Below are 26,446 nucleotides of genomic sequence, written 5' to 3' on the forward strand. Positions count from 1 at the left end.
CTTATATCCGGGACGACGTATGCGGTAGTGAGCAAAAATGACCTATACTGTTCCAAAAATGGAACAATGGAGGAAGGATGCAGGATCTCAATGACTTCGCCTGGTTTGTCCAGGTGGTAGACCATGGCGGTTTCGCCGCGGCGGGGCGAGCGCTTGACCAGCCGAAATCCAAACTCAGCCGCCGCATTGCGCAACTCGAGGAGCGGTTGGGCGTGCGTTTGATTCAGCGAACCACCCGTCAGTTCGCGGTCACCGAGGTCGGGCAGACCTTTTATCAGCATTGCAAAGCGATGCTGATTGAGGCCGAGGCGGCGCAGCAGGCGGTCGAGACGCTGCGCGCCGAGCCGCGCGGTAGCGTCAGGATCACCTGTCCGGTCACCTTGCTGCATGTCCATATCGGACCGATGCTGGCGCGATTTATGGCGCGCTATCCTGGGGTAACGCTGCATCTTGAGGCGACCAACCGCCGGGTGGATGTGGTCGGGGAGGGCATTGATGTGGCGATCCGCGTCCGTCCCCGGCCCATCGAGGATAGCGACCTGGTGATGCGCGTGCTGGCGGACCGCGGGCACCGGCTGGTGGCCAGCACGGATCTCATTTCCCGGCTCGGACGTCCGCAGGCGCCGTCCGAGCTGAGCGCCTGGCCGGGCCTCAGCCTGGGTGCGAACAAGCATCAGCATAAATGGCAGCTCACCGGGCCCGGGGGAGCGAGAGCGGAAGTGTATTTCACGCCGCGAATGGTGACCACCGATATGCTGGCGCTGCGCGAGGCGGCGATGGCCGGCGTAGGCGTGGTGCAGCTTCCTTTATTAATGGTGCGCGATCAGCTGGCGTCAGGTGAATTAGAGGTGGTTCTGGACGAGTGGCAGCCGCGGCGGGAAGTGATCCATGCGGTATTTGCCTCACGGCGCGGGCTGCTGCCCTCCGTCAGGGCGCTGGTGGACTACCTCAGCGAAGAGTATCAGCGGATGGAGGAGGATTAGCTTCGGGATTGGCTTTTCTCGAGGGGCTCCCCCCCCCGGCAGAGAATATAAAAGAAAAAAGCCCGTACTTGCGTACGAGCTCTTCTTAAGATATGGCGGTGAGGGGGGGATTGACTCGCTTCGCTCGCCCCTGCGGGGCAGCCCGCTTACTGCGTGCGCGGTCTGTCCAACTGGCTGCGCCAGTTGTCGAACCCCGGTCGGGGGTTCTCATCCCCCCCTGTGGAGAATATAAAAGAAAAGAGCCCGTACTTTCGTACAGGCTCTCATCTCGAATATGGCGGTGAGGGGGGGATTCGAACCCCCGATACGTTGCCGTATACACACTTTCCAGGCGTGCTCCTTCAGCCACTCGGACACCTCACCATATTGTCTTTCCCGTTGTTGTCGGGAACGGGCGCTAATGTAGGGAAATACGTATCGCCCGTCAATCAACTTTTTGCAAAAAAAGCGCGTTTAGACAAACTTCGAGCAACTTGCTCCTTAAACGTGCGAAATCCGTTTTTTTTGTCGCCAGTAGCTTTTCCCTTTTCGCTCGGGGGAAATTTGTTATGCTGGCAAACCAATAGAAAACAATGAGTAAAATAAGACGCCAGCGTCAATCGGCCAAAGGCGTCTGCTATCAGGAGCCCCTATGGAGATTATTTTTTACCATCCGACCTTTGATACCCAATACTGGATCTGTGAGCTGGAAAAGCAGTTACCCGGCGCGCGGGTGCGCGAGTGGAAAGCGGGCGATAATCGGCCGGCGGACTATGCCCTGGTCTGGCATCCGCCGGTAGAGATGCTGCAGGGCCGGGCGCTGAAGGCCGTGTTCGCCCTCGGGGCAGGGGTGGACTCTATTCTCAGCAAGCTGCGCGACCATCCGGATATGCTGCCGCTGTCGATTCCGCTGTTTCGTCTCGAAGATACCGGTATGGGACGGCAGATGCAGGAGTATGCCGTTAGCCAGGTGCTGCACTGGTTCCGCCGCTTTGATGACTATCAGGCGCTGAAGCTGGCTTCCCGCTGGCAGCCGCTGCCCGAGTACCGCGCCGACGAATTCACCGTCGGGATTATGGGCGCCGGCGTGCTGGGGGCGAAGGTTGCGGAAAGTCTGCAACCCTGGGGGTTCCCGCTTCGCGTCTGGAGCCGTAGCCGCAAATCCTGGCCGCAGGTGCAGAGCTTCGCCGGCCAGGCCGAGCTGGGCGAATTCCTGCAGGGCACTCGCGTGCTGATCAACCTGCTGCCGAATACCGCCGAAACCGCCGGCATTATTAACCAGACGCTGCTGGCGCAGTTGCCTGATGAGAGCTATGTCCTCAACCTTGCTCGCGGCGTGCATGTCGTTGAAGAGGATCTGCTGGCGGCGCTGAACAGCGGTAAGCTCAAAGGGGCGATGCTCGATGTCTTCAGTCGCGAACCGCTGCCGCAGGAGAGCCCGCTATGGGTGCATCCGCGGGTGGCCATGACCCCCCATGTGGCGGCAGTGACCCGTCCAATGGAAGCTATCACCTACATTGCGGAGACCATTAGCCGGCTTGAGCGAGGGGAGCCGGTAAGCGGTCAGGTCGACCGCCAGCGCGGTTATTAAGACGAGAGAACCCCGCCACGGCGGGGTTTTTGCTAATCAATAGCCCGGTTTCCTGCTATTCTTGCGGCAAACAGAAGAGGAGAATGTGATGTATCCCGTTGACCTGCACATGCATACCGTCGCCAGCACCCATGCCTACAGCACCCTGCACGATTATATTGCGGAAGCAAAGCGTAAAGGGATCAAACTCTTCGCCATCACCGACCACGGCCCGGACATGGCGGATGCTCCGCACTACTGGCACTTCGTTAATATGCGCATCTGGCCCCGCCTGGTAGACGGGGTGGGGATCCTGCGCAGTATTGAGTCGAATATTAAAAATATTGAAGGCGAGATCGACTGTTCCGGACCGATGTTGACTTCTCTCGATCTGATCATCGCCGGATTTCATGAGCCGGTGTTTCCGCCGCAGGATCGTGACACCCATACACAGGCGATGATAGCCGCGATGGCCAGCGGTAAAGTGCATATGATTAGCCATCCGGGTAATCCGAAATACCCGGTGGATATCCCGGCGATTGCCGAAGCGGCGGCTCGCTACCAGGTGGCGCTGGAGATTAATAACTCCTCGTTCGTATCATCGCGCGTGGGCAGTGAAGACAACTGCCGGGCCATCGCCGCCGCAGTGCGTGATGCCGGGGGATGGGTGGCGCTGGGCTCGGACTCTCACACCGCCTTTACCCTTGGGGAATTTACCGAATGCCGCAAGATCCTTGATGCGGTCGATTTCCCGGAGGAGAGGATCCTCAACGTTTCTCCGCGTCGCCTGCTTAACTTCCTCGAGTCGCGGGGCATGCCGGCGATCCCGGAATTTGCTGACCTTTAATTTGTATAACTGGAATAACTGAATGAACGAGTTTTCAATCCTCTGCCGCGTGCTGGGTTCGCTGTATTACCGTCAACCGCAGGACCCGCTGCTGGTGCCGCTGTTTACCCTGATCCGCGAGGGCAAACTGGCCGCCAGCTGGCCGCTTGAGCAGGACGAGCTGCTGGCGCGTCTGCAGAAAAGCTGTGAAATGCAATCCCTGGCGACGGACTATAATGCGCTGTTCGTCGGTGAAGCCTGCAGCGTCCCGCCGTACCGTAGCGCGTGGGTGGAGGGTTCCTCGGAAGCGGAAGTTCGGGCTTTTCTGAGCGAACACGGCATCCCGACAGGGGAAGGTCCGGCGGATCATCTCGGCTCGCTGCTGCTGGCCGCCTCCTGGCTGGAGGATCATGCCGCAGAAGACCAGAGCGAGACGCTGGAGCTCCTGTTTGCCGACTATATCCTGCCGTGGTGCGGGACGATGCTGGGGAAAGTCGAAGCCCATGCGCACACGCCGTTCTGGCGCACCATGGCGCCGTTGACCCGCGACGCCATCGCCGCGATGTGGGACGAGCTTCAGGAAGAAGATGAGTAATAATATGTGATGTAAATCACTGTTTGAATGAAACTGAAAGAAAGTTCATTCATATACTGTGTTTTAGATCGCATTCTTCCGGCGCGTATCTGCTAGGATACGCGCCATGAACATACTCTTCGCAATCGCATTAACGACAGGCATCCTCTCCGGGATTTGGGGGTGGGTGGCGGTCGCTCTCGGCCTGCTGAGCTGGGCCGGATTCCTCGGCTGTACGGCCTATTTCGCCTGCCCGCAGGGCGGCTTGAAAGGGCTGGCCATCTCGTCCTGCACGGTGATGAGCGGCGTGGCCTGGGCGTTAGTGATTATCCACGGTAGCGCGCTGGCGCCACAGGTGCAGATCCTCAGCTATATGATGACCGGTGTGGTCGCCTTCCTGATGTGCATTCAGGCGCGACGGACGCTACTGTCGTTTGTCCCGGGCACCTTTATCGGCGCCTGCGCGACCTTCGCGGCAGACGGCGACTGGCGTCTGGTGATCCCTTCCCTGGCGCTGGGTCTGGTCTTTGGCTATGCCATGAAAAATAGTGGCCTGTGGCTGGCGGCCCGTGCGGATAAGCATAAATCGTTCGCCAACGACAACGCCTGATCGGCGGGACGACTAAAAAACAGGACCTTACGGGTCCTGTTTTTTTATCTTCTCGTCACCGGACAAAGCGATAATCTTGCTCCCGCAGGCGAGAATGCCCTAGTATCGGCAGAAAGCCGTATCCACACGCTATGCCGACAGGAGGAGAAATGGCTGTTAAACCTGAGGTAATTCTCGGCGATATTACGACACTTGATGTCGATGTGATTGTTAATGCGGCAAATCCCTCGCTGCTGGGTGGTGGCGGAGTAGACGGGGCCATCCACCGGGCGGCCGGTCCCGCGCTGCTGGCGGCTTGCAAGCAGGTGCTGCAGCAGCAGGGCGAATGCCCTCCCGGGCATGCGGTAATTACTATTGCCGGCAATCTGCCGGCCAGCGCGGTGATCCACACCGTGGGCCCGGTCTGGCACGGCGGCGACCGCATGGAGGCGCAAACCCTGGCCGATGCTTACAAAAACAGTCTGCAGTTGGCCTCGGCAAACAACTATCGCTCCATTGCGTTTCCGGCGATAAGCACCGGCGTGTATGGCTATCCGAGAGAGGAAGCGGCGGCGATCGCCGTGCGCACCGTCACCGCGTTTCTCACTCGCTATAATCCTCTTGAGCGCGTCCTGTTCGTCTGTTTTGACGAGGAAACGGCGGCTATTTATCGCCGCCTGCTGGCGTCATACCCCTGATTCAACAGAATAGGCTATGATAACCGCCAGTCTTGACGGGAATGATGGGTAGCAGGAGGGAGCAGGGTGTCAGAAGGAAAAGTCCAGCAGAAACAGCAGGCGCGCCGCGCGGAGATCGTTGTCGCAGCGCAAAAATGTTTCGCTGAAAAGGGGCTGCACGGCGCTTCCGTCGCCGATATCGCCCGGGAAGCGGGCCTGAGCGTCGGTCAGCTATATCGCATTTTTGCCAGCAAGGAAGCGATCATCGAAGCGATTGTTAGCGAAATCGTCAACGCCAGAGTCGGGGAGATGATCGATGAGAACCACAATCTGGCGCGTAAAGCGGCGGTTTTGGCCGGCAGGATCCCGACGTCGGCAGCCACCAAAAGCGATAATTATCTGCTGATGGAGATCAATGCCGAGGCCTCGCGTAACCCACGCTTGCGTGAGATCCTGATGCAGGCCGATCGGCGGTTGAAAGAGGAGGGCGGTCGCCTGTCGCAGCGCTACCATCCCGGGCTCAGCGATGCGCGACGCAATGCCGCATCAGAGCTCATCGCCGTTCTGACAGAGGGGGCAGCTTACCGCTGTGAGCTGAGCGCCTCCACCCCGGTCGATAAGGCAGATTTAGAAGCCCTGTACAATATGATTTTCGACCGGCTTTTTGACGAGCAGGCATAATACGGCACGCCTGGCGTGCCGCACAGGCTAGTGGTTAGCTGGCCGAGGCTGGGGTTTTGGCCGGTTTGTTCATCGGTTTACCGGAGAACAGGAAACGCAGCAGCGGAATGCGCAGGTGAATTTCATACAGGATCAGGGCAATACCCACCACAAAAACCAACCCGCCAATAAAGCCTAAGGTATTGGACTTAATGACCGGGGTGATCCACGCCCCGTACAGCAGCGTCAGCGGATGGTGCACCAGGTAAATAAACAGCGAAGCATTGACGAAATAGGTTACGCGCGCCGACTGGAAGTTCAGCAGGCGATGGCCGAGCGAAAAGACCACATTGACCATCCACAGCCCAAGCACCATGGTGATCACCGATTCCGTTTCATACATCCAGCCGTCGCCGGAGCCGTACTGCTGGTTCAGCCGGTAGGCGATAAATCCCAGCAGCGCCGCTGCGCAGCACCATGGTGACGGGGTGGTAAACATCGCCTTCAGACGCGGATTAATAAAGGTCTGCGCCCCCAGCACAAAGAAGGGAAGATAGAACAGCGTCTGCATCACCACAAAGTTAAACAGACCATTGCTAAGCAGCGGCGGGTAAATCAGGAACAGCGATCGGCGGATCAGCGCGTAAAGCACCCCCAGCGCAAGGAAAATCATCGTTAGCTGGCCCATAGTGACAGTGTCACCAAAGGCTGAGGCGCCCCCTGTTGGGCGGCGCGTCAGCCATTTAAACAGCACCACGCCCAGCGAGGTCAGCACCACCAGCACCAGTAAAAACCACAGGTGGGAAATAAGCTCCCACGCCAGGGTGTTAAATTTGTCGTACCCGGAAAGGGTGTGCCAGTTTTCCGCCTTGCCGTTGACGTACTGCAGCATAATAAACTGCGGCAGCGTCAGCAGTGGGATAGCGGTCAGCATCGGAATACCGACCCGTTCGACGCGCACTTTCCACCACTTTTTCAACGGGTAGCGCAGGAACAGCATGTAGGAGAAATAGCCGGAGATGACGAAAAAGACCTGCATCCGGAAGGCATGGATGAAGTCATTAAACAGCGTCAACCACCACGAGGGCTCAGCGCTGTTGACATGCCAGCTGTGGCTGGAATAGATCAGCGAAATGTGGAAAGGGATCCCCAGCAGCATCAGCCAGGCGCGGATGCTGTCGAAGAAATATTCACGCTGTACCGGAGTATTATTCATACGATTCACGACAATCTCAGATAATTCGTCTTATCACTCAAGATGATAACGCTTACATTATCAGCAACCCTACATGAACTCGGGGTACCTGTCTCCAGGATAAGCACGCAAAGTGCAAACGGGATAGCGAACTGTTTATTCCCTGCGCCGCTACGCTGAACAAAGCAGGGATTATGTTGTCGGATTGCCTGAGTTTCCATTAAAATAGATCGGATCGATTTAAGCACACAAAGGGGGAAGTGCTTACTTATATGAAACATAAACCACAGATGATGAAAATGCGTTGGTTAAGCGCAGCCGTAATGTTGTCCCTGTGTACTTCATCTGCATGGGCATTTAGCATTGATGACGTTGCAAAAGAGGCCAAAACGTTAGCCGGGAAAGGCTATGAAGCGCCGAAGAGTAACCTGCCCTCCGCTTTCCGCGACATGAAATACGCGGATTACCAGCAAATTCAGTTTAATCACGATAAAGCTTACTGGAATAACCAGAAAACCCCATTCAAGCTTGAATTTTACCATCAGGGTATGTACTTCGACACGCCGGTCACCATCAATGAAGTGACGGCCACCAGCGTGCGCAAAATTAAATATAGCCCGGACTATTTTAACTTTGGTAACGTTCAGCACGATAAAGACACGGTGAAAGACCTCGGTTTCGCCGGCTTCAAAGTACTGTATCCGATCAATAGCAAAGATAAGAACGATGAGATCGTCAGCATGCTCGGTGCCAGCTACTTCCGCGTGCTGGGTCAGGGTCAGGTTTACGGCCTGTCCGCGCGCGGCCTGGCTATCGATACCGCGCTGCCGTCCGGCGAAGAGTTCCCGCGTTTTCGCGAGTTCTGGATCGAGCGTCCTAAAGCCACCGACAAACGTCTGACTATCTATGCGCTGCTGGACTCCCCGCGGGCAACCGGCGCTTATCGCTTTGTCATCATGCCGGGACGCGACACCGTGGTAGATGTCCAGTCCAAAGTTTACCTGCGTGACAAAGTGGGCAAACTGGGCGTGGCGCCGCTGACCAGCATGTTCCTGTTCGGTTCCAACCAGCCTTCTCCGGCGCTTAACTATCGTCCGGCGCTACACGACTCCAATGGTCTGTCGATCCTGGCCGGTAACGGCGAGTGGATCTGGCGTCCGCTGAACAACCCGAAACACCTTGCCGTTAGCAGCTATGCGATGGAAAACCCGCAAGGGTTCGGCCTGCTGCAGCGCGGCCGTCAGTTCTCGCGCTTCGAGGATCTCGACGATCGTTATGACCTGCGTCCGAGCGCCTGGATCACCCCGAAAGGGGAGTGGGGCAAAGGGAAAATCGAACTGGTTGAAATCCCGACCAACGATGAAACCAACGATAACATCGTGACTTACTGGACGCCGGATCAGCTGCCGGAGCCGGGCAAGGAGATGAACTTCAAGTACACCATCACCTTCAGCCGCGATGAAGACAAGCTGCATGCGCCGGATAACGCTTACGTTATGCAGACCCGCCGCTCTACCGGCGACGTGAAGCAGTCGAACCTGATCCGCCAGCCGGACGGCACCATTGCTTTCATTGTCGACTTCACCGGCGCCGATATGAAAAAACTGCCGGCGGATACCCCGGTCGCCGCCCAGGCGAGTACCGGCGATAACGCTGAAATCGTTGAAAATACCGTGCGTTACAATCCGGTGACCAAAGGCTGGCGAATGATCCTGCGTTTGAAGGTGAAAGATCCGAAGAAAACGACGGAAATGCGCGCCGCGCTGGTTAACGGTGATGACACGTTGAGCGAAACCTGGAGCTATCAGCTGCCTGCCAATGAATAAGATAACAAAGTACATTGACGCATTGCCGCTGTCGGACGCCGAGAAATCGGCGCTGCCGGACACCAGCCTGCAGGCCGTTCATCAGGCCCTGGATGACGACCATCAGACCTTCGCCCGCGAAGACGACTCCCCGCTGGGGTCGGTCAAGGCACGGCTGGCGCATAGCTGGCCGGATTCGCTGTCTGGCGATCAGCTGGTGAAGGACGATGAAGGCCGTACTCAGCTGCATGCGATGCCTAAAGCCAAGCGCTCCTCAATGATCCCGGACCCGTGGCGTACCAACCCGGTCGGCCGCTTCTGGGACCGTCTGCGCGGACGCGATGTCACGCCGCGCTATCTCTCCCGTCTGACGCAAGAAGAGCGCGAGAGTGAGCAAAAATGGCGTACCGTCGGCACCATTCGTCGCTATATCCTGCTGCTGCTGACGCTGTCGCAGACCGTAGTGGCCACCTGGTATATGAAAACCATTCTGCCTTATCAGGGCTGGGCGCTGATCAACCCGGCCGACATGGTGGGGCAGAACCTGTGGATCTCGTTCATGCAGCTGCTGCCGTACGTGTTGCAGAGCGGCATTCTGATCCTCTTCGCGGTGCTGTTCTGCTGGGTTTCCGCCGGCTTCTGGACCGCGTTAATGGGCTTCCTGCAGCTATTGATCGGCCGCGATAAGTACAGTATTTCCGCCTCGACGGTCGGTGACGAACCGTTGAACCCGGCGCACCGTACGGCGCTGATAATGCCGATCTGTAACGAAGACGTTGACCGCGTTTTCGCCGGCCTGCGGGCGACCTGGGAGTCGGTGAAAGCGACCGGTAACGCCGCTCATTTCGACGTCTATATCCTCAGCGATAGCTATAACCCCGATATCTGTGTGGCTGAGCAAAAGGCGTGGATGGAGCTGATTGCCGAAGTGCAGGGCGAAGGGCAGATCTTCTACCGCCGCCGTCGTCGTCGAGTGAAGCGTAAGAGCGGCAACATCGATGACTTCTGCCGCCGCTGGGGCAGCCAGTATAGCTATATGGTGGTGCTGGACGCTGACTCGGTGATGACCGGTGAGTGTCTGAGCAGCCTGGTGCGCCTGATGGAAGCGAACCCGAATGCCGGTATCATTCAGTCTTCCCCGCGCGCCTCGGGCATGGACACGCTGTATGCGCGTTGCCAGCAGTTTGCCACCCGGGTGTACGGTCCGCTGTTTACGGCGGGTCTGCACTTCTGGCAGTTGGGGGAGTCCCACTACTGGGGCCACAACGCCATTATCCGCGTGAAGCCGTTCATTGAGCACTGCGCGCTGGCGCCGCTGCCGGGCGAGGGCAACTTTGCCGGGTCGATCCTGTCGCACGACTTCGTCGAAGCCGCGCTGATGCGCCGTGCCGGCTGGGGGGTGTGGATTGCCTACGATCTGCCTGGCTCCTATGAGGAGCTGCCGCCGAACCTGCTGGACGAGCTGAAACGCGACCGTCGCTGGTGTCAGGGCAACCTGATGAACTTCCGCCTGTTCCTTGTCAGAGGGATGCACCCGGTTCACCGGGCGGTGTTTCTTACCGGCGTGATGTCCTACCTGTCGGCGCCGCTGTGGTTTATGTTCCTTGCCCTGTCGACGGCGTTGCAGGTGGTGCATGCCCTGACCGAGCCGCAGTACTTCCTGCAGCCGCGTCAGCTGTTCCCGGTGTGGCCGCAGTGGCGGCCTGAGCTGGCCATCGCGCTGTTCGCTTCGACCATGGTGCTGCTGTTCCTGCCGAAGCTGCTGAGTATTATTCTGGTGTGGTGTAAAGGGCCGAAAGAGTACGGCGGATTTATCCGCGTCACGCTTTCACTGCTGCTGGAGGTCCTGTTCTCGGTCCTGCTGGCGCCGGTCCGTATGCTGTTCCACACGGTCTTCGTGGTCAGCGCCTTCCTCGGCTGGGAGGTGGTATGGAATTCGCCGCAGCGTGATGATGACTCCACGCCGTGGGGGGAAGCCTTTATGCGCCACGGCTCGCAGCTGCTGCTGGGGCTGGTGTGGGCGGTCGGGATGGCATGGCTGGATCTACGCTTCCTGTTCTGGCTGGCGCCGATTGTTGTCTCGCTGATCCTCTCGCCGTTCGTATCGGCGATTTCCAGCCGGGCGACAGTGGGCCTGCGCACCAAGCGCTGGAAGCTGTTCCTGATCCCGGAAGAGTATTCGCCGCCGCAGGTGCTCAAGGATACCGATGCGTACCTGACGATGAACCGTCAGCGTTCGCTGGACGATGGCTTTATGCACGCGGTGTTTAACCCGTCGTTTAACGCCCTCGCCACCGCAATGGCCACTGCGCGCCACCGTCAGGGGCATATCCTGGAGATCGCCCGCGAGCGCCATGTCGAGCAGGCGCTGAATGAAACGCCGGATAAGCTGAACCGCGATCGTCGACTGGTGCTGTTGAGCGACCCGGTAACCATGTCGCGTCTGCACTATCGCGTATGGGCCGCGCCGGAGAAATACTCTTCATGGGTGAACGCCTATCAGCAGTTGGCGCTTAACCCGCTGGCGCTGAAAACGAAATAAGCCGTACGTTAAGGAAAATACCGGCAGCGATGCCGGTATTTTTTTATCTGAAATACGAGGATGTGGATGCGAATACTACCGATCATTGCCATGGCGCTGCTGCTCAGCGGCTGCGGCAGCATTATCAGCCGTACGGTGCCCGGGCAGGGGCATGGCAATCAATATTACCCGGGCGTACAGTGGGATGTTCGCGATTCGGCATGGCGCTATCTCACCATTCTTGACCTACCGTTCTCGCTGGTATTTGATACGCTTCTGCTGCCTCTGGACGCCAGCCACGGCCCCTATAACTGATTAACGCTCGTCCCACTCGTCGGCTGCCGTCTGCCCCTCTTCGGTGTCCAGCGAGGGCTCGAGCTGAAATTCGCCTTCATCCCATTCGTGGAGCGTATTTTCCTCCAGCCACTCCTGACGCAGCTCTATCTCATCATAATCCCCGTCGAAGACGCTCTGCGCGGCTTCGCCGCTGAGCATCGGGAGGCATTCGCCTTGTTCCTCTTCGTCAGCAAAAAATTCGGCCTGCCAGGCGATATCGCCATCCTGCAGCACATACTTTTGAATGTTGAGCTGCTCAACGTTGGCGCTCTCTTCATCGCTGTCAGGGTTGTTGGCGAGAAATTCTTCACGTGCTGCATCAATAGCTTCTTCAAGCGTGGCGTAGAACATCGAATCCTTTGGCATAGCGAATCTCCTGAGAAGAATATGAATTGAACACGATTCAATCTATAGAAGGCGGTACGCACGGCGTCAAGGGACAGAGCCCCTCTCGACGTTAATTTACTGAATGCGAAGTATCCGCGGCTGGCCGACGCAGGCTGAGGGTGGAGTAGATCGCATTAAATAATACCACCCCTGCGGTGACCAGAAATACAGCGCGGAAGCCATAGTTAGCGGAAACCGACGCGCCAATCAGGGGGCCGGTAACGTTGCCAATATCGCGGAAAGACTGGTTATAGCTGAAGATTCGCCCGGAGATCTGGCTGGTGGAGTTGTACACCAGCAGGGTTTGCACCGCCGGCAGCAGCGCGCCGTCCGCGGCGCCGAGCAGGAATCGCAGGATACCTAACTGCAGCGGGGTCTGAACGAACGACATCGGGATCAGGAGTAGCACCGAGATAATCAGCGCGACGATGAGGATTTTTTCCGGCCCGATGCGATCCCCCAGTTTGCCCAGCCGCGGGGCGCTCATCAGCGCGGCAATGCCCGGCACCGAGGCGATCATTCCGCTGATAAAGGCGATGTTACTGACGTTGCCCGCGAGATCGCGTACATAAAGCGTCAGGATCGGCGCAATGGAACCGGTGGCCACCTGGATTATCAGCGAGGTCACAAACAGGCTGAGCACCAGTTTGGGATTCTGCAGCGAGGAGAACACCTCTCTGGCACTGAGCATCTCTTTCCTGGCGATCGGCACAAAATTTTCGCGGATTAAAAACAGGGTAAACAAGAAACAGATAAATAGTACCGCCGCGGTCATAAAGAAGACGGTGCGCAATCCCCAGTGGTCGGCCAGGAAGCCACCTGCCAGCGGGCCGAGCAGGGCGCCGCTTACCGCGCCGGTAGACAGTGTCCCCAGCGCCCAGCCGCTTTTATGGCGCGGGATCTGGGTGGCGATCAGGGCGTTGGCGTTGGGAATAAAACCGCCCAGCAGGCCGAGCAATGCGCGCAGCAGCAGAAACTGCCAGATATTCTGCGCCATTCCCATCAGCATCATCACGATGGCCATCCCGAGTGCGGAACGCAGCAGCATGATTTTTCTCCCCTTGCGATCAGCAAGCCCCCCCCAGAACGGCGAGGCGATGGCAGAGAAAAGAAAGGTAATACTAAAGACCAGCCCGGACCACATGTTCAGGGCGCTATGCCCGGTGACGCCGAGCTGTTCGACGTAGAGTGGCAGAAAGGGCATGACCAGGCTGAAGGCGGCGCCGGTTAAAAAGCAGCCAAGCCAGGTCACGGTCAGGTTTCGTTTCCAGTTAATGGGGGTTTCAGCAGACGACATAGGGTTCCACTGGCCTGCGCGGCAGGTCAAATTAAGAGAAAATATGAGCCTGCTAATTATGCGCCTGAGAAATAGATGCCGCAATGGAGGAGAGCTTTTAAAGCTAAAGGAGAGCCTAAAGCCTGAGCGGCGAAGCTTCCCGGCCGGGATGAGCGCGGCCGGGAAAAGGGATCAGTAGCGGGAGGGCATGCCTTCGGGGCGGGTTTTGAAGCGACGATGGAGCCACATATACTGTTCCGGGGCCATCATGATGCACTGCTCAACGATCTTGTTCATCCACGCGGCGGTGGTTTCCGCGTCGTCCAGCGGCGGGGAACACTCTGGCGGCAGGATAATCAGTTCATAACCTTTACCGTCCGGTTTGCGGCGCGGGACGAAGGGCACGATGCAGGCTTTGGACATTTTCGCCAGCATCCAGGTGCCGGAGGTGGTCGCCGCCTGGTCGACCGCAAACAGTGGGGCAAAGACGCTGGCGGTCGGGCCGTAATCGTGATCCGGTGCGTACCACACCACTTCGCCTTTTTTCAGTGCCCGGATCATGCCTTTCAGATCCTTACGGTCAATCATATCCTTGTTGGAGCGCAAGCGGCCCCAGGTCTGCAGCCAGTCGATCACCGGGTTGTCGTTGGGGCGATAGACGCCAATCCCCGGCTCGTTCATACCGAACATCCGCGCTCCCATCTCGAGAGTGAGGAAATGAATACCGATCAGCAGAATGCCGCGCTGCTGCGCCTGCACATCGCGAATATGCTCAAAGCCGATGGTGTCGGTCCAGCGGGCGATACGGCGAACCGGCCAGAACCAGGCCATACCGGTCTCCATCAGCCCCATGCCCACCGATTCAAAGTTCATCACCACCATTCGGTGGCGTTCCTGCTCGCTTTTCTCGGGGAAGCAGAGCTCAAGGTTGCGATAGGCGATTTTCGCCCGGCGCTTCATAAAGCGCATGGCCAGACGGCCGATGGCGTTCCCGAGGCGGTAGATCAGCGGGTAGGGCAGTTGGACAACCAGCCACAGCAGGCCGATACCCAGCCACAGCAGCCAATAGCGCGGATGCAACAGCGCCGGAGAAAATTTAGGCAAATGAGTCATTTCATACCCGTATCAGTGAGCAACGTCTTATATTATCGCATTTTTTTACCGGCCAGCCAAAGGCGGCGACAGTCAGCTCGTTTTGTTAAGCGGGGCGCGACCGGGTGAGAGAAATGTAGCGTAAAATGTAGGGATGTAAATTAATTAGCTTTGCTATATCATGCCCGCCGTTTATTTCCTCATTTCTATGTCGAGCAGGTACACCATGCCAGTGTTACACAACCGCATTTCAAATGAGACGTTAAAGGCGCAAATGCTGGCTGAGACCGAGCCGCGCACGACGATCTCATTCTATAAATATTTCACCATTGTCGACCCGCAGGCGACCCGTGATGCGCTGTGGGTTGCCTTAACCCAGCTGAAGGTCTTTGGCCGCATCTATCTGGCCCGGGAAGGGATCAACGCGCAAATCAGCGTGCCGCAAAGCAACGTTGAGGCTCTGCGTGAGTTTCTCTATGGCTTCGATCCGGCGCTGGCGGGGCTGCGTTTCAATATCGCTGTGGAGGACGATGGTAAGTCTTTCTGGGTGCTGCGCCTGAAAGTTCGCGATCGTATCGTCGCCGACGGCATCGACGATCCCTCGTTTGACGCCTCCAATGTGGGGGAGTATCTCAAGGCGGCGGAAGTCAACGCGATGCTTGACGATCCGGATGCCGTGTTTATCGATATGCGCAACCACTATGAATATGAGGTGGGCCATTTCGAAAACGCGCTGGAGATCCCGGCGGATACCTTCCGCGACCAGCTGCCGAAAGCCGTGGAAATGATGCAGGACCATAAAGACAAGAAAATTGTCATGTATTGCACCGGCGGCATTCGCTGTGAAAAAGCCAGCGCCTGGATGAAGCATAACGGCTTCAATAAGGTCTGGCACATCGAGGGTGGCATCATCGAGTACGCCCGTCGCGCCCGCGAGCAGGGGCTGCCGGTGCGTTTCATTGGTAAAAACTTTGTCTTTGATGAGCGGATGGGCGAGCGGATCTCCAATGACGTTATCGCGCACTGTCATCAGTGCGGCGCGCCGTGCGACACCCATACTAACTGCCTGAACGATGGCTGCCATCTGCTGTTTATCCAGTGCCCGAGCTGCGCCGAGAAGTTTGCCGGCTGCTGTAGCGAAGCCTGCATGGAAGAGCATAAGCTACCGGAAGAGGAGCAGCGTAAGCTGCGCGCCGGGCGTGAAAACGGCAACAAAATCTTTAATAAATCCCGTGGCCGGCTGAATACCAAACTCGGGATCCTCGACCCGGAGCCGTCAGAAAAACCATAACCAGACGAGATCGATGATCGCCAGCAGCAGCCAGAGCGCCAGGTAGATCATAAAATGCTCGCGCACGTTGTTGACCAGCATATTAAACAGGCGACGCATAACCGCTCTCAATCACTAACGGCCTCAGCAGAGGCCGTTTCTTTACCCAACGGCAAAAGTGCCGCATTCCATTACGCGTTAAAGCGCGCCAGAGAAAAGGGGGCCAGATTGAAGCTCGATGCTTCGCCCTGAGCAAACTGACTGGCAATTTCGCCCAGCACCGGCGCAAACTTAAAGCCGTGGCCGCTCAGCCCGGTGATCAGCAGCGTGTCTGGCCTGCCTGGCAACGTATCGATAATAAAGTCCTCATCGACGGTATTGTCGTAGGTACAGGAGGCGCCGTGCAGGCAGCCGCCGATGCCAGGCAGGACGTTACGCAAAAACGGGAAGGATTCGGAACCATCGCTGGCGACAGCGCCAAACGCTACCCGTTCCTGCGGGGTGGAGATCGGCTGGCCGCCGTTATGCTTGCCAATTTTCAGTTCATTATCTTCCGCCGGGAAACCGTAATATTGATCGCCATTGGGCAACTCGCCGGTGAAGGCCGGGAAGTGATTCTTACTGCTGTAACGGCCATCGGCCTGGTACCAGGCGAACACCTTGCGTACCGGCTGGATAGGGAGGTCCGGAAGCAGGCGGGTGACCCAGGTGCCGGCGCTGACCAGCAGCTTTTTACCATGATATTCACCGTCGAGGGTATCGATGGTGATCCCGTCAGCATGGTGATGAATAGCCGAGACCGGACAGTTGAATAGCTGCGCGCAGCCTGCTTCCCGCGCCAGACGGATCCAGGTTTCGACGGCCAGTTCGCTGCGCAGTACGCCGGAAGCGGGTTCGAAAATCGCCCGATAGTCATCGGGGAGGCGTATCTCCGGCCAGCGCTGCATCACGGCCTGGGCATCAAGCTCTTCCACCTCAAGCTGGAACGCACGGGCGCTGGCGGCGACGTTGGCGAGAAAAGCGGAGCTGGCGGGGCCGAGGTTAATGACGCCGGTGCGTTCAAACACGGCTTCGCCACTGATCTCTGCCAGTTCGTCCCATAGCTGCTGGGCACGCAGCACCAGCGGAACATATTTCTCACCTTCGCCATAGGCGTGACGGATAAGACGGCTGCTGCCGTGATGGCTGCCTTCCTGGTGGGGAGGTTGATGGGCATCGGTCATCAGAACATTGAGTCCGGCACGGCGCGCATAATAGCCAGCGGCGGCGCCGACGGAGCCGCTGCCAATAATGATAAGATCGTATTGCATGGTGAGTTCCGGGTAATTGCCTTGTTAGCAGGGTAATTAACTCCCTGTGCTTATACAAGCCCGAAAATAATTCAGGCACCCGCAGGTGCCTGTTAAGTTTAATGTTAAGTCATTCGCAAGCCGCGTTAATGTCGGCGATACTCGTTTTCCTGGTATTCGCCAGATTCAATCTTCGCAATGCCTGCTTCCAGGATTGAAATAAACTGACGTGCGACGTCCGTCGTTAGCCATAGCGTCTGGCCGATCTCAGCATCATTACTGTTTTCTTGAGTGGGGTTCTGGTAGTGCAGGCGCAACATCAGCGCATCGTAGCTATCAACGGTGCTGATGTCCCATCCAACGAGGGGATGGGTCTGAATGACTTCATTATTTTTTTCCATCATAACCCCTTATTCATATGTTAAAAGACAACAATTCTCGAGGTTTAATGCATATTTTTTGAAGCAAGTTAATTATATCAGGGATCAAGAATAAACTCGAGAAATTAAATGAAAGGCAGCATGATTTTCTTCTTTTGCCGCTTTTTTACTCAAGATAAGCGCGTAAAATGGCCACTTTAGTCGATATTGAGCAGAATAATCAGGACTATTCTGAACAGAAGAGGGGATAAAAAAAGCCGGGGCGACCCGGCAAAAAAAGCACAATGAGGGAGCAAACCAGAGTAACTGGATCCCGCCATGCTTCAGGAGAGATCGTGGACAAACCAGTCGTCCGCGCTTTCCCATGTTTCCTGCAGGATTTCGCTTATCCGGTCTTGGTCTTCTTTCAGGGCGCCAAACACCGAGAGCTGATTACCGGTGGCGTAGCGGACGCTCACCTGGCTATCGATGGCCGGGAATTGCTCGGCGATACGGCGAGAGAGTTCGTTATTCAGCGCTTCCAGCGCGCCGTTAGGTAAGGCGGTCGTTTTGGCGATAGACACTTCAATGCGCATAATTGCCCCCTGCGTTCGATACTGGTTATTTATACAGTATCCGGTTAGCGTTGACAACAGGGGGCTGCGTTTTTATTTCTTCACGGTCCAGCGAACGGTTTCACCCGCCAGGAAGGGCACCAGGGTGTCATTAGGCAGGGCAATGCTGTCCACAACGGTCGTCTCTTCACGCACCAGTTCAACGTAGCTCTCATTGACCGGCAGACCGTAGAAGCGCGGGCCGTTTAGCGAGCAGAAAGCCTCAAAGTGCTGCAGAGCGTTCATTTCTTCAAACACCGTGGCGTAGCTGCCGAGGGCGGTCGGGGCGTTAAAGCAGCCGGCGCAGCCACAGCTGGCTTCCTTACGGTGGCGGGCGTGCGGTGCGGAGTCGGTGCCGAGGAAGGCGCGGCTGAAGCCGCTGGCGACCAGCTCCCGCAGAGCCTGCTGATGAATATTGCGTTTAAGTACCGGCAGACAGTACAGGTGAGGGCGAATGCCGCCCACCAGCATATGGTTGCGGTTGAACATCAGATGCTGCGGGGTGATGGTAGCAGCCAGCAGTTCATTACCGTCACGCACGTACTCGGCGGCGTCTTTGGTGGTGATATGTTCAAAAACCACTTTCAGGCCGGGCAGGCGCTGGCGCAGGGGCTCCATCACCGTCTCAATAAAGCGCGCTTCACGATCGAAAATATCAATCTCGGCGTGAGTGACTTCGCCGTGAACGAGCAACGGCATCCCCAGTTTTTCCATCCGCTCCAGCACTGGCATAATGGCGTCGGTGCTGGTGACGCCGTGGCTGGAGTTAGTAGTGGCATTGGCCGGGTAGAGCTTGGCGGCGGTGAACACCCCTTCGTTAAAGCCGCGTTCCAGCTCCGCTGGGTCGAGAGAGTCTGTCAGATAGCAGGTCATCAGCGGGGTAAAATCATGCCCGGCCGGCACGGCGTCCATAATGCGCTGGCGGTAAGCGATAGCCGCCGCGACGGTGGTGACAGGCGGCACCAGATTCGGCATCACGATCGCCCGGCCATAAAACTCACTGGTATAAGGCACGACGGTTTTCAGCATATCGTCATCGCGCAGATGGATATGCCAGTCGTCTGGGCGGCGGATTTTCAATACCTGGGATTGTGCTGTCATGGAAGGCTCCGGCTAATAGGTTCAGTCATCAGGGCTGTTTTTTGCCGGGCACTAAGGATAAGCGTAAACGTTTTCCTTTGCACTCATTTCCGTAAAAAATTCAGGGCGCCGTAGCGCCCTGGAGATTAATTGGTAAAGGGGATGACAATCTCGCCTGGCTTCACCTCTATACCTTTGGCGTATTTCTTCGCCAGCGCTTCGCCGGTGCTGGCGTCCTCACGCAGGACATAAGCCGGCTGCTGGCTGAAGTAGCTGCGCAGAGACTGATTCAGGTAGGGGAGCAGGGCCTGAATAACCGACTGCAGCTTCTCCGGCGCCACTTTGGCATCGACCACTTCCATTTCCTGCAGGAAGATGGCGCCTTTCTCTCGGTCAAAGGTTGGCAGCGCTTTGAGCTTCAGATCGATCGTCGCTTTCTGCGTGCCGAACAGGGAGTTAAGATCGACGTTGGCGATCCCGCTCAGGGTGACTTTGCCCGGCTCCTCGCGCCCGATAGCGCTGGTCAGGTTCTGCAGTTCGATATGGGCGTCGGCAACGCCTTTCAGACCAATATCTTTGGCGAAATGGTTTCGCTTCTGCAGGGCCTGGTTAATCTCCTGCTCGCTTACCGTGTATTGGGTCAGCTGATTACAGCCGCTCAGCAGGCCGCTGACAATTAGCGCGGCGGCGATCAATATCTTTTTCATGGGGTTCCTCAAGCTCATACCTTCCTTCATCCTGACACAAAGCATCATGACCTGTCAGCACCCATCGCGCCAGCAGAATAGGCTGAAAGCAGGAGAATCCGCCGCCGCGCGCATCAGGTGCGCGGCTCCAGCATACCGGAGGCAGAGCGTTTCGGACTGAATTGCCACCATAGCGCCAGGAAGGTGATAACCCCGATGGCGCCGAGCATCAGCCACGGCAGTTCGGGCTGGCCGACGGCTTTCCCGGCATCAAACAGCCAGCCGCCGCCCGCGTAACCCAGCGCGCCGCCGAAGGCGAGCCCCAGACGGCTGAAACCCATATAGCTGCCACGCGCCCGGGCGTCCGCCAGCGAAGCGCCCAGCGTCTCGCGGGCGGGTTCGGCAATGATAGAGCCGATGTAAAACAGGCAAATCAGGGTAAACAGCTGCTGTAAACTGCTGGTCATCCCGATGGGGAGCATGGCCAGGGTCATCACCAGCAGACCGGCCATCAGCCGGTGCTCAAGGCGGAAGCGTTTTTCGCTCCAACGGGCAATAGGATAGAGCAGGGTGAGCGAAATGGTGGCTTCGATGGCGTACATCCATTTCACGGCGGCCGGCGAGCCGGCGATGTCATTCACCATGATCGGCAGCATCAGCATCACCTGCACCGCCAGCATATAATAGCCGGTCAGCGTCAGGACATAGGTGACGAAGCGTTTGTCCCGCAGCACCCGGCCCAGACCCTCGCGAATCGGCGTTTTCACCGTCGAGAGCTTCCATGCCGGCAGATACCAGGCGTTAAACGCGGCGCAGGCGATAAACAGCGCGGCGCCGGCGCTGCACACCAGGCGAAAATCATACTGCAGCAGCCAGCTGCCCAGCAGCGCGCCAATCACCGCGCCGGCGCTATCCTGCATCATCAGGATGGAGAAAAAGCGGCCGCGCTGATGCGGACGCACCAGCTTAACCACCAGCGCCGCCCGCGGCGGATCGAACAGTGTACCGCCGAGTCCGGAGAGTATGCACGAGAACCACAGCACCCACGGCTCATGGGCGACGGCCATCGCCGCGAAACCGCCGGCACGCATCAGCATACCGGTGACGATCATCGGTTTCGCGCCGAAGCGGTCGGCGATGGCGCCGCCAAAGATGCCTAATCCCTGCTGTACCAGCTGGCGCAGGCCGAGCGCAATGCCGACCATCAGCGCTGCCCAGCCCATCTGATCGACAAAGCGGATGGAAATCAGCGGAAAAACGACAAAAAAGCCCAGCACGACCAGCATGTTATCGACTAACAGGAAATATTTACCCAGGCTCCTTGCCTGCGAGACGCGGGACATTTCCCCTCCAGGGAAAAATAGAGATAAGCGAGGATATTCTGCGGGCAATCTGCTGCTTTTCCCAGCACCCTTGCGACAATATTTTTTTATCAAAATGCAAGATCGATTGAGCCTATTCATCGAAAAGAGGAGATGGCGCAGAAAATGGTATGTTGCTGTTTTCACACTATCGTGCAGGAAAGGTATAGTGATGAAAGCAAGAGTGAAGTCAGGGGGACTGAAAAAGGAAATGTTTGGCTATCGCAGTAACGTGCCGAAGGTGCGTTTGACGACGGACCGGCTGGTGGTGCGCCTGGTTCACGATCGTGACGCCTGGCGTCTGGCCGATTATTACGCCGAAAATAAAGCGTTCTTAAAACCCTGGGAGCCGGTTCGTGACGACAGCCACTGCTATCCCTCCGGATGGCAGGCGCGTCTGTCGATGATCGCTGAGTTTCATAAGCAGGGGTCAGCTTTTTATTTCGCGCTGCTCGACCCTGAGGAAAAAGAGATCATCGGTGTGGCGAATTTCTCCAACGTGGTGCGCGGATCTTTCCATGCCTGTTATCTTGGCTATTCCATTGGCGAGAAGTGGCAGGGGCAGGGGCTGATGTTTGAAGCGCTGACGTCGGCGATTCGCTATATGCAGCGCACGCAGCATATTCATCGCATTATGGCCAACTACATGCCGCATAATCAGCGCAGCGGCGCGCTGCTGGCGCGGTTGGGGTTTGAAAAAGAGGGTTACGCCAAAGATTATCTGCTGATTGACGGGCAGTGGCGTGACCATGTACTGACGGCGCTAACGACGCCGGACTGGTCTGCGGGACGTTAAGGAGAGAGGATGAAATATCAGTTAACTGCGCATGAAGCGCGCGTCATTGGCTGCCTGCTGGAAAAGCAGGTCACCACCCCCGAGCAGTATCCGCTGTCGGTAAATGCTGTGGTGACCGCCTGCAATCAGAAAACCAACCGCGAGCCAGTGATGTCGCTGAGCGAAAGCGAGGTCCAGGCCCTGCTGGATACGCTGGTGAAACGGCACTATCTGCGCACGGTCAGCGGATTCGGTAATCGCGTCACCAAGTATGAACAGCGCTTTTGCAACTCCGAATTTGGCGATCTGAAGCTTAGCGCCGGCGAGGTTGCGGTGGTCACGACGCTGCTGCTGCGCGGTGCTCAGACGCCGGGCGAATTACGCAGCCGGGCGCAGCGGATGTATGAGTTCAGCGATGTGGCGGAAGTGGAAAGCGTGCTGGAAGGGCTGACGACGCGCGAAGATGGCCCCTTCGTCGCCCGGTTGCCCCGGGAGCCGGGAAAACGGGAAAGCCGCTATATGCATCTGTTTTACGACGATATGGACACGCTGATCACCACAGTGGAAGCTCTCGCGCCGCTGGACGATGACGGCGATCTGCGCGCCAGGGTTGAAGCGCTGGAGGGCGAGGTGGCGGAGCTGAAAGCGCGCCTCGATTCGCTGTTACACCATCTGGGAGACTAAAACGTGGGGACAAGATTGCGCATTGGGGTGGTCGGCTTAGGCAGCATTGCGCAGAAAGCGTGGCTGCCGGTGCTGGGGGCGGCGGAAAGCTGGACGCTGCAGGCGGCCTGGTCGCCGGGTAAAGAGAAGGCGCTGCGGATCTGCGAAACCTGGCGGATGCCATACGCTGATTCCCTCGATGCCCTGGCGGCACAGTGCGATGCGGTCTTTGTCCATACCTCGACGGCTTCACATTATGAAGTAGTGAATCACTTACTGAATGCCGGGGTTCATGTTTGTGTGGATAAACCATTGGCGGACAAGCTGAGTGAGGCGGAGACGCTGGTCGAGCTGGCGGCGCGACGTCGACTGACGTTGATGGTCGGTTTCAATCGCCGCTTCGCGCCTCTCTATCGGGAGCTGAAGGGGCGGCTGGGCGAGGCGGCCTCGCTGCGGATGGATAAACACCGTAGCGATAGCGTCGGCAACGATCTGCGCTTTACGCTGCTTGATGACTATCTGCATGTGGTGGATACCGCGCTATGGCTGGCCGACGGTCAGGCACGTCTGCGCGGCGGCGCGCTGAAGATCACCCCGCAGGGCGAAATGCTCTATGCCGAACATCAGTTCAGTTCGCCCCGGCTGCAGGTCACCACCAGCATGCATCGTCGCGCAGGCAGCCAGCGCGAGTGGGTGCAGGCGGTCACGGATGGCGGGCTATATGCCGTCAGCGAGATGCGCGAATGGCAGGAGGAGTGCGGTCATGGCGTGGTCCAGCGCCCGGTTGCCGGCTGGCAAACCACCCTTGAGCAGCGCGGCTTTGTCGGCTGCGCGCGCCATTTTATCGAATGCGTGCAAAATCAGACAGTTCCTGAAACTGCAGGCGAACAGGCGCTGCTGGCTCAGCGGATCGTTGAGAAACTGTGGCGCGACGCCATTAGCGAATAATCCATTGTAACAACTGACAGTAGTAATTCATGTTGAACCCGGTAGACTATCGCCACTTTCCAGCGCCCGCATTTGCGGGCGTTTTACTCCAGGGTTTGGAATAACAGCGTAATGAACCTTTTAAAATCACTGGCGGCAGTCAGTTCGATGACCATGTTTTCGCGCGTGCTGGGCTTTGCCCGCGATGCGATTGTGGCGCGTATTTTTGGCGCCGGGATGGCGACCGATGCCTTTTTTGTCGCCTTCAAACTGCCTAACCTGCTGCGGCGTATTTTTGCCGAAGGCGCCTTCTCACAGGCGTTTGTGCCGATCCTTGCCGAATATAAAAGCAAGCAGGGCGAAGATGCCACCCGCGTGTTTGTCTCATACGTCTCCGGGCTGCTGACCCTGGCTCTGGCTATCGTTACCGTTATCGGGATGCTGGCGGCGCCGTGGGTAATCACCATTACTGCGCCCGGCTTTGCCGATACCGCCGATAAGTTTGCGCTAACCACCCAGCTGCTGCGTATTACCTTTCCCTATATTTTGCTGATCTCCCTGGCTTCGCTGGTGGGGGCGATCCTCAATACCTGGAACCGCTTCTCGGTGCCGGCCTTTGCGCCGACGTTCCTCAACGTCAGTATGATTGGCTTTGCGCTGTTTGCCGCGCCATATTTCCATCCGCCGGTGCTGGCGCTGGCCTGGGCGGTGACGGTCGGCGGCGTGCTGCAGCTGGCTTACCAGCTGCCGCATCTGAAGAAGATTGGCATGCTGGTCCTGCCGCGAATTAATCTGAAAGATGCCGGCGCGATGCGGGTGGTGAAGCAGATGGGGCCGGCGATCCTTGGCGTGTCGGTAAGCCAGATCTCCCTTATCATCAATACCATTTTCGCCTCATTCCTCGTGTCGGGCTCGGTGTCGTGGATGTATTATGCCGACCGCCTGATGGAGTTTCCCTCCGGCGTGCTGGGCGTGGCGCTCGGCACTATCCTGCTGCCATCGCTGTCAAAAAGCTTCGCCAGCGGTAACCATGACGAGTATTGCCGGCTGATGGACTGGGGACTGCGTCTCTGTTTTCTGCTGGCGCTGCCGAGCGCGGTGGCGCTGGGGATCCTCGCCAAACCGCTAACCGTGGCTCTGTTCCAGTACGGCAAATTCAGCGCCTTTGACGCGGCGATGACCCAGCGCGCGCTGGTGGCTTATTCCGTGGGGCTGATGGGCCTTATCGTGGTGAAAGTGCTGGCGCCGGGCTTCTATTCCCGTCAGGACATCAAGACCCCGGTCAAGATTGCTATTATCACCCTGATTATGACCCAGGTAATGAACCTGGCGTTTATCGGCCCGCTGAAGCATGCGGGTCTGTCGCTGTCCATCGGCCTGGCGGCCTGCCTGAACGCCGCGCTGCTCTACTGGCAGCTGCGTAAACAGAAAATTTTCACCCCGCAGCCGGGCTGGTTGGCCTTCCTGCTACGTCTGATTATTGCAGTGCTGGTTATGGCCGCGGCGCTGCTGGGCGTCATGCATCTCATGCCTGAGTGGTCGCTGGGGACGATGCCGTTCCGTCTGATGCGTTTGCTGGCGGTGGTTATCGCCGGGGTGGTAGCCTATTTCGCCACGCTGCTGGTGCTGGGCTTCCGCGTGAAAGAGTTTGTCCGTCGCACGGCGTAAGCGGTTGTGAGGGTAGAAAAACCCCGCTTCGCCTCAGGCGAAGCGGGGTTTTTTTTATGATGCGCTGCGTTCGGCAGCGAGGATGCGGGCATTCTCCAGCAGACGGATCGCCAGGGCTAGCGCGCCAGTGATCACTGCCAGCGTGACCACTCCGTTCCAGCCGGCCAGCACGTACAGCTTACTGCCCAGCACCGACCCCAGCGACATCCCGATAAACACCACGGTGAACAGCAGGGCGTTGAGGCGGCCGCGGGCCTGTGGCTCAAGGCCATATACCAGGTTCTGATGCGCCACCAGGCTTGACTGCAGGCCAAGGTCAAAGCCAATCGCCGACAGGGCAATCAGCGCCAACTGAGCGTGCACTGGCAGCAGCGGCAGCATAAACATCAGGGCAAAGGAGAGGGTGACCAGCGCCGCACCCATCTGTGTCACCTTACCGGCGCCAAATTTATCGGCCAGACCGCCGGCAAGCGGCGCGGCCAGCGCCCCGGCGGCCCCGGCGATACCGAAACCGCCCGCTACTGCGCTGCCCATGTGATAGTGTTCGGAGAGCATCACCGCCAGCGTCGACCAGAAGGCGCTAAAGGCGATGGAGAGCGCGCCCTGAGCTAGCGCGGCGCGGCGTAATGCCGGGTAACGCTGCCACAGATGCGCCATCGAGGCCATCAGCTGCGGATAGCTCAGCGTCGAGTGCACAGCGAAGCGCGGCAGGACGCGCCACATTACCAGGCCAATCAGCGCGACGCTGACCGCCGCCGTCTGATACATCACCCGCCAGCCGAATACGGCGCCCACCACGCCGCTGACCGTCCGGGAGAGCAGGATCCCCAGCAGCAGCCCGGTCATCACCGTGCCCACCATTTTTCCCTGCTTGCCCGCCGGGGCGAGGATCGCCGCCGCCGGGACGATATCCTGCGCCATGGTCGCCGCCATACCGATCAGCAGACTGACCACCAGCAGTGAGCTGAGCTGGCCGGTGAGGCTGCACAGGAGCAGCAGGAGCGCCAGCAGCGCGCTTTTCACCAGGATCAGCCGGCGGCGATCGTGGCGGTCGCCGAGCGGGAGCAGGAACAGAATGCCGAGCGCATAACCCGCCTGCGTCAGGGTAGGGACCAGACCCATACCTTCTACAGTCAGGTGGAGATTGGCGCCCATCAACGGCAGCAGCGGCTGCGCGTAGTAAATAGAGGCGACGCTAAAGCCGGCGCCGAGTGCGAGAATGAAGATAATCCAGCCTGCGTCGCGGGTGGAAAGGGAAGTCGGTGTCATGTTCAATGCCTCATA

General features: G+C 58.0%; 27 protein-coding genes, 1 tRNA gene and 1 other RNA gene. 15 read left to right on the forward strand and 14 right to left on the reverse strand.

Annotation, left to right across the window (positions count from 1 at the left end):
* Positions 1 to 77: 77 nt before the first annotated feature.
* Entirely contained in the window at positions 78 to 983 is a 906-nt protein-coding gene (locus BHE81_RS21225) for a LysR family transcriptional regulator (RefSeq protein WP_023284933.1), read from the forward strand.
* 93 nt (positions 984 to 1,076) lie between these two features.
* Here the strand turns inward: BHE81_RS21225 and BHE81_RS21230 are convergent.
* Positions 1,077 to 1,215: non-coding RNA, RtT sRNA (locus tag BHE81_RS21230), on the reverse strand.
* A gap of 43 nt (positions 1,216 to 1,258) precedes the next feature.
* Positions 1,259 to 1,346, reverse strand: a tRNA-Ser gene (locus tag BHE81_RS21235).
* Positions 1,347 to 1,614: 268 nt separating this feature from the next.
* On the opposite strand from BHE81_RS21235, the gene ghrA reads away from it, so the two are divergent.
* From ghrA to BHE81_RS21265, 6 genes are all read left to right on the forward strand, one after another.
* Positions 1,615 to 2,553 (forward strand): glyoxylate/hydroxypyruvate reductase GhrA, encoded by a 939-nt coding sequence (gene ghrA / locus BHE81_RS21240; protein WP_023284934.1) that lies wholly within the window; start codon positions 1,615 to 1,617, stop codon positions 2,551 to 2,553.
* A gap of 88 nt (positions 2,554 to 2,641) precedes the next feature.
* Positions 2,642 to 3,379, forward strand: coding sequence for a phosphatase (locus tag BHE81_RS21245; protein ID WP_023284935.1), 738 nt, complete (start codon positions 2,642 to 2,644; stop codon positions 3,377 to 3,379).
* A gap of 22 nt (positions 3,380 to 3,401) precedes the next feature.
* Positions 3,402 to 3,953 (forward strand): TorD/DmsD family molecular chaperone, encoded by a 552-nt coding sequence (locus BHE81_RS21250; protein ID WP_023284936.1) that lies wholly within the window; start codon positions 3,402 to 3,404, stop codon positions 3,951 to 3,953.
* Positions 3,954 to 4,059: 106 nt separating this feature from the next.
* On the forward strand, positions 4,060 to 4,542 hold the full coding sequence (locus BHE81_RS21255; RefSeq protein ID WP_002898950.1) for a DUF1097 domain-containing protein: 483 nt from the start codon (positions 4,060 to 4,062) through the stop codon (positions 4,540 to 4,542).
* A gap of 149 nt (positions 4,543 to 4,691) precedes the next feature.
* Positions 4,692 to 5,219, forward strand: coding sequence for an O-acetyl-ADP-ribose deacetylase (ymdB, locus tag BHE81_RS21260; RefSeq protein ID WP_002898953.1), 528 nt, complete (start codon positions 4,692 to 4,694; stop codon positions 5,217 to 5,219).
* A 66-nt stretch (positions 5,220 to 5,285) separates the two neighbouring features.
* Positions 5,286 to 5,879, forward strand: coding sequence for a TetR/AcrR family transcriptional regulator (locus BHE81_RS21265; protein ID WP_004179313.1), 594 nt, complete (start codon positions 5,286 to 5,288; stop codon positions 5,877 to 5,879).
* Positions 5,880 to 5,913: 34 nt separating this feature from the next.
* Here the strand turns inward: BHE81_RS21265 and mdoC are convergent, their stop codons facing one another.
* Entirely contained in the window at positions 5,914 to 7,074 is a 1,161-nt protein-coding gene (gene mdoC / locus BHE81_RS21270; protein WP_004215136.1) for a glucans biosynthesis protein MdoC, read from the reverse strand.
* 251 nt (positions 7,075 to 7,325) lie between these two features.
* Here mdoC and mdoG point away from each other — a divergent pair, with 251 nt between their 5' ends.
* From mdoG to BHE81_RS21285, 3 genes are all read left to right on the forward strand, one after another.
* Entirely contained in the window at positions 7,326 to 8,879 is a 1,554-nt protein-coding gene (gene mdoG, locus BHE81_RS21275) for a glucans biosynthesis protein MdoG (RefSeq protein WP_004140751.1), read from the forward strand.
* Positions 8,872 to 11,400 (forward strand): glucans biosynthesis glucosyltransferase MdoH, encoded by a 2,529-nt coding sequence (mdoH, locus tag BHE81_RS21280; RefSeq protein WP_002898967.1) that lies wholly within the window; start codon positions 8,872 to 8,874, stop codon positions 11,398 to 11,400. The genes mdoG and mdoH overlap by 8 nt, the downstream gene beginning before the upstream one ends.
* A gap of 66 nt (positions 11,401 to 11,466) precedes the next feature.
* Complete coding sequence (locus BHE81_RS21285) at positions 11,467 to 11,694, forward strand: YceK/YidQ family lipoprotein (protein WP_002898978.1); 228 nt, start codon at positions 11,467 to 11,469, stop codon at positions 11,692 to 11,694.
* Here BHE81_RS21285 and BHE81_RS21290 read toward each other — a convergent pair whose 3' ends face one another.
* From BHE81_RS21290 to BHE81_RS21300, 3 genes are all read right to left on the reverse strand, one after another.
* Complete coding sequence (locus BHE81_RS21290; RefSeq protein WP_002898981.1) at positions 11,695 to 12,081, reverse strand: MysB family protein; 387 nt, start codon at positions 12,079 to 12,081, stop codon at positions 11,695 to 11,697. It lies immediately after the preceding gene.
* A 91-nt stretch (positions 12,082 to 12,172) separates the two neighbouring features.
* Positions 12,173 to 13,399, reverse strand: coding sequence for a multidrug efflux MFS transporter MdtG (mdtG, locus tag BHE81_RS21295; RefSeq protein WP_002898984.1), 1,227 nt, complete (start codon positions 13,397 to 13,399; stop codon positions 12,173 to 12,175).
* Between the two features lie 171 nt (positions 13,400 to 13,570).
* Positions 13,571 to 14,491, reverse strand: coding sequence for a Kdo(2)-lipid IV(A) acyltransferase (locus BHE81_RS21300; RefSeq protein WP_004140735.1), 921 nt, complete (start codon positions 14,489 to 14,491; stop codon positions 13,571 to 13,573).
* Positions 14,492 to 14,696: 205 nt separating this feature from the next.
* Here BHE81_RS21300 and BHE81_RS21305 point away from each other — a divergent pair, with 205 nt between their 5' ends.
* Positions 14,697 to 15,761, forward strand: coding sequence for a rhodanese-related sulfurtransferase (locus BHE81_RS21305; RefSeq protein WP_002898987.1), 1,065 nt, complete (start codon positions 14,697 to 14,699; stop codon positions 15,759 to 15,761).
* Here the strand turns inward: BHE81_RS21305 and BHE81_RS21310 are convergent.
* The 7 genes from BHE81_RS21310 to mdtH form a co-directional block, all read right to left on the reverse strand.
* On the reverse strand, positions 15,747 to 15,860 hold the full coding sequence (locus tag BHE81_RS21310) for a DUF2770 family protein (RefSeq protein WP_002898988.1): 114 nt from the start codon (positions 15,858 to 15,860) through the stop codon (positions 15,747 to 15,749). The genes BHE81_RS21305 and BHE81_RS21310 overlap by 15 nt on opposite strands.
* A gap of 71 nt (positions 15,861 to 15,931) precedes the next feature.
* Positions 15,932 to 17,050 carry an N-methyl-L-tryptophan oxidase gene (gene solA / locus BHE81_RS21315; RefSeq protein WP_002898990.1) on the reverse strand — a complete coding sequence of 373 codons (1,119 nt, stop codon included), beginning with the start codon at positions 17,048 to 17,050 and terminating at the stop codon, positions 15,932 to 15,934.
* A gap of 125 nt (positions 17,051 to 17,175) precedes the next feature.
* Positions 17,176 to 17,430 carry a biofilm formation regulator BssS gene (gene bssS / locus BHE81_RS21320; protein ID WP_002898992.1) on the reverse strand — a complete coding sequence of 85 codons (255 nt, stop codon included), beginning with the start codon at positions 17,428 to 17,430 and terminating at the stop codon, positions 17,176 to 17,178.
* A gap of 302 nt (positions 17,431 to 17,732) precedes the next feature.
* Positions 17,733 to 17,984, reverse strand: a complete 252-nt coding sequence (dinI, locus tag BHE81_RS21330) for a DNA damage-inducible protein I (RefSeq protein WP_023302075.1) — start codon at positions 17,982 to 17,984, stop codon at positions 17,733 to 17,735.
* Between the two features lie 72 nt (positions 17,985 to 18,056).
* On the reverse strand, positions 18,057 to 19,103 hold the full coding sequence (gene pyrC, locus BHE81_RS21335) for a dihydroorotase (RefSeq protein WP_004176586.1): 1,047 nt from the start codon (positions 19,101 to 19,103) through the stop codon (positions 18,057 to 18,059).
* Between the two features lie 125 nt (positions 19,104 to 19,228).
* On the reverse strand, positions 19,229 to 19,789 hold the full coding sequence (locus tag BHE81_RS21340; RefSeq protein WP_004150824.1) for a lipoprotein: 561 nt from the start codon (positions 19,787 to 19,789) through the stop codon (positions 19,229 to 19,231).
* Between the two features lie 113 nt (positions 19,790 to 19,902).
* The gene (gene mdtH, locus BHE81_RS21345) at positions 19,903 to 21,111 is read right to left on the reverse strand and encodes a multidrug efflux MFS transporter MdtH (protein ID WP_002899096.1); all 1,209 of its coding nucleotides are present in this window, start codon (positions 21,109 to 21,111) and stop codon (positions 19,903 to 19,905) included.
* Between the two features lie 229 nt (positions 21,112 to 21,340).
* On the opposite strand from mdtH, the gene rimJ reads away from it, so the two are divergent.
* From rimJ to murJ, 4 genes are all read left to right on the forward strand, one after another.
* Positions 21,341 to 21,925: a ribosomal protein S5-alanine N-acetyltransferase gene (gene rimJ / locus BHE81_RS21350; RefSeq protein WP_002899099.1), complete on the forward strand. Its 585-nt coding sequence runs from the start codon at positions 21,341 to 21,343 to the stop codon at positions 21,923 to 21,925.
* A 9-nt stretch (positions 21,926 to 21,934) separates the two neighbouring features.
* Positions 21,935 to 22,588, forward strand: a complete 654-nt coding sequence (locus BHE81_RS21355) for a YceH family protein (protein ID WP_023302074.1) — start codon at positions 21,935 to 21,937, stop codon at positions 22,586 to 22,588.
* A gap of 15 nt (positions 22,589 to 22,603) precedes the next feature.
* On the forward strand, positions 22,604 to 23,515 hold the full coding sequence (locus BHE81_RS21360) for a Gfo/Idh/MocA family protein (RefSeq protein WP_004140718.1): 912 nt from the start codon (positions 22,604 to 22,606) through the stop codon (positions 23,513 to 23,515).
* 111 nt (positions 23,516 to 23,626) lie between these two features.
* Positions 23,627 to 25,162: a murein biosynthesis integral membrane protein MurJ gene (gene murJ / locus BHE81_RS21365; protein WP_002899104.1), complete on the forward strand. Its 1,536-nt coding sequence runs from the start codon at positions 23,627 to 23,629 to the stop codon at positions 25,160 to 25,162.
* A gap of 54 nt (positions 25,163 to 25,216) precedes the next feature.
* On the opposite strand, the gene BHE81_RS21370 is transcribed toward murJ, so the two are convergent.
* The gene (locus BHE81_RS21370; protein WP_023342912.1) at positions 25,217 to 26,431 is read right to left on the reverse strand and encodes an MFS transporter; all 1,215 of its coding nucleotides are present in this window, start codon (positions 26,429 to 26,431) and stop codon (positions 25,217 to 25,219) included.
* Positions 26,432 to 26,446 lie beyond the last annotated feature (15 nt).

This window comes from Klebsiella sp. AqSCr (assembly GCF_008452795.1).
In the GTDB taxonomy this organism is placed as follows: domain Bacteria; phylum Pseudomonadota; class Gammaproteobacteria; order Enterobacterales; family Enterobacteriaceae; genus Klebsiella; species Klebsiella pneumoniae.